An 865-nucleotide genomic window follows, 5' to 3' on the forward strand; every position below is an offset into this window, starting at 1 on the left:
TGCTTCATTGGCAACTGCCGTCAAAGCAGGTTCAGCAACGGTCGTACCAAACCCAAGACAAAACGCAAAAGCTAACAGCCAAAAGACACTCCCTTTTCTTGCAAACGCTTGGGCCATTGACTCACCAATAGGAAATAACCCCATCTCCAAACCAAAGATAAAAAAAGTTAGACCTAGCACAATCAGAACCAGTCCAAATAAAATCGACATCAAATTAGGTAATGGTTCTTGAAGTACAACGAGCTGAAAAAAAACAACCACCAAAATAATCGGTAAAAGATCTCTAAAGCTTGCAAACATTGATTTAAGTAATGTGGTTAAGCCGTTCATTCTATCTCCATGACACAACTGTATTTTATAATCATGGTAAATAGAATTCACCCGAGGTGTGATACAACTAACGCAATGGAGATATAACTCGTCTTTTTTGTCCTATTGTCATCTATTAGCCGTATAAATGAATTGAAGGTATGTCGTTCATCACATTGTGACTATACTCAATCAGTTAAGGAGGAAAAATGAAACTATTGATTACAGGTGGAACCGGCTTTATCGGCCGAGAGTTACTCAAACATTTAATTACCCACCAAATAGTCGTGGTGACTCGTGATGTCGGCAATGCCAAAAAAAAGCTTTCCCACATTAGCAATAAAAATATCGCCTTTCTAACCTCACTTGACGACCTCCAAGATGTTAATGATTTTGATGCCATTATTAATCTCGCAGGTGAACCCATCGCAGATAAACGTTGGTCAAAAACTCAAAAAGAGAAGATCTGCCACAGTCGTTGGAATACTACCGAAAAACTGGTCGCACTGATTCATGCCAGTACAACGCCACCCGCTACTTTTATTAGTGGCTCTGC

Annotated in this window: 2 protein-coding genes; one reads left to right on the forward strand and one right to left on the reverse strand. The window is 39.7% G+C overall.

Annotated features, from left to right (window positions below):
* A partial coding sequence (locus tag ACP45E_RS22310) for a DUF1538 family protein (protein WP_141707496.1) occupies nt 1-330 on the reverse strand: 330 nt, incomplete at its 3' end.
* Between the two features lie 188 nt (nt 331-518).
* Here ACP45E_RS22310 and ACP45E_RS22315 point away from each other — a divergent pair.
* A partial coding sequence (locus ACP45E_RS22315; RefSeq protein ID WP_141707497.1) for an NAD-dependent epimerase/dehydratase family protein occupies nt 519-865 on the forward strand: 347 nt, incomplete at its 3' end.

The organism is Vibrio genomosp. F10 str. 9ZD137 (genome assembly GCF_049974785.1).
GTDB lineage: Bacteria > Pseudomonadota > Gammaproteobacteria > Enterobacterales > Vibrionaceae > Vibrio.